1 protein-coding gene and 1 pseudogene are annotated in these 1952 nt (G+C 64.5%); one reads left to right on the top strand and one right to left on the bottom strand.

Features of this window, described 5'->3' with window-relative positions; translation table 11 throughout:
• Positions 1–336 (top strand): annotated as a pseudogene (locus AC2CHE_RS26765) (hypothetical protein); the annotation flags it as partial.
• A gap of 43 nt (positions 337–379) precedes the next feature.
• On the opposite strand, the gene AC2CHE_RS26760 reads toward AC2CHE_RS26765, so the two are convergent.
• On the bottom strand, positions 380–1753 hold the full coding sequence (locus tag AC2CHE_RS26760) for an AAA family ATPase (protein WP_484507597.1): 1374 nt from the start codon (positions 1751–1753) through the stop codon (positions 380–382).
• Positions 1754–1952: the final 199 nt, after the last annotated feature.

Below are 1952 nucleotides of genomic sequence, written 5' to 3'. Positions count from 1 at the left end.
AGACACCTGAATGATCACCAGAGGACCGCGTTCTTCTACGTATCCACCGAAACCGGCGTGACTACCTCACAACCGGCCATCCGGTCATATCTCGATCTTGCGAATGCCCTGTACAAGCAACCCGCCGACGGCCGTCGCCTCGCCGTCGACAAGGGCACCCACAACGCGATCCTGCGATCAATGCGGTGCCTCGGAGAACGCGGCTTCGCACTCCTGACCGGCCGCTGGCGCACTTTACGACACAGCACCGCCAGCCCACGACACCTCGGCGACACCGTCCGCGCCGCACTCCACCTCACCCATTACGAATACCGATACCTACTGGATTCTTGTTGAGATCACGTCACTGCAATTTCGTATCGCATAGCCGGGGGACCGACTACCCGCGTCCACCGAAAGCCGCTCGGCTGCCGTTCAACTCATCGAGAGCTCGCATGACGTGACCGACGTCCGCTTGCGCATCTCCGTTCGTGGCAGCCAACAACTCGGCTCGGCGGCCCAGCTCGGCGAAGAATGAGGCGGTGACCCCGGCGGTTGACTCTACGATCCTACTGAAGTCGGCGTCACTCAGAAAGATCGATCTTCCGTAGAGGGCCAGCAGGCGGGCCCTGCCCTTCTCGTCCGGCGGTGGAACCTCGACCACGAGATCGACGCGACCGGGGCGCTGCACCAACGCCTCCTCGACCGCCTCCAGCCGGTTGGTGGTCAGCAGGAAGGTGACGTCCGCGTCCTCCGCCACTCCATCCATCATGTTCAGAATTTCGGCCAGGAAAGGGTTGGTCAGCGCCGCGGACGGGCGCTCGCGCCCCTGGGCGACCAGGTCCACGTCCTCGAGCACTACGATGGCCGGCGCGAGCGTCCGGGCCAGTGTGCACGCCTCACGGATGAACTGCGCGGAGAACCCGGTGACGATCAGGACCGTGGCGGCCGGCACCCGACCGATCAGGTGCCGCAGCGTGTGCGTCTTGCCGGTGCCTGGCGGCCCGTACAGAACGACGCCCCTCCTGAGCCTGTGCCCAGCGGCTTGGAGGCGAGCTCGATGCTCAGTGGTGCCGACAACGTTTCTGTGCAGGGCTTCCAGTGCACCGGGTGGAAGGATCACGTCTGCCTGGTCGATCTTAGGCCGGTGGTGGAACCTCAGTGGCCCCAGGCCGTCGGAGAATTCGTGTGACTCGAAGGAGAGAACCTGGCCGCGGAAGACGCTGCGCTCGGCCGCCAGGTTGCGGATGGTGTCCAGGAACCGCCTTGCTGCCGTCACGTCGGCGGTGAGCACCTCCAACTGCACCTGCGGCACACCGGTACGACGCGCCCCGACGCGTAGCAGGACGACGAGGCGTTCGTCCGACGAGACGATCAACAGTAGACCGAAGCCGATGCACGTCATGTCCGTTTCGACCCCCACCGGGACCGAAACGTAGTCGACAGCGCCCACATCGAACTGCTGATGACGGCCCGTGGCGTTCACGATGTCCGCCAAGCCGTGGTGCTCGCGGTTGGCGCCGCTTATCCCCAGCAGGTCCGCCCTCCGGCCCCCCTCGTCGAGGTACGCCTCAAGCGCCACCTGGATGTTGGGGTGCTCAAACGCCGGGAACGAGTCGGTGACCACCGGAAGTCCGTCGGGATCCCTCCCCAGATGCGACTCGAGCCGTCGGCGCAGCGCAGAAGGCTTCTCGGGCGGGGCAAGCCGGGACACGGCGGTCATGAAGGCTCGGAACTGCCGAGCAAAATCAGCCACGTCGAAGTTGTCCGTCATCACGTGACAGAGGCTACCGGCTGGCTGGACGGAACCGACGGACGCCCATTGTCCAGCACTGCTGGACCACGTCACTTTTTGGAGGCCAACCTCCCCTGTTCAGGGGGGATTTGACTGATCGAGGTCAGTGAAAGAAAGGTGCACCTGGCCTGCGAGGATGTGGGTGTCGAGTCCATGTCCACAGCAGAATCGGGTGCAC

It is taken from the genome of Micromonospora sp. ATLC16, from assembly GCF_057196645.1.
Note: the sequence above shows the minus strand (reverse complement) of the source record. Positions and strands in the feature narration are given on the sequence as shown.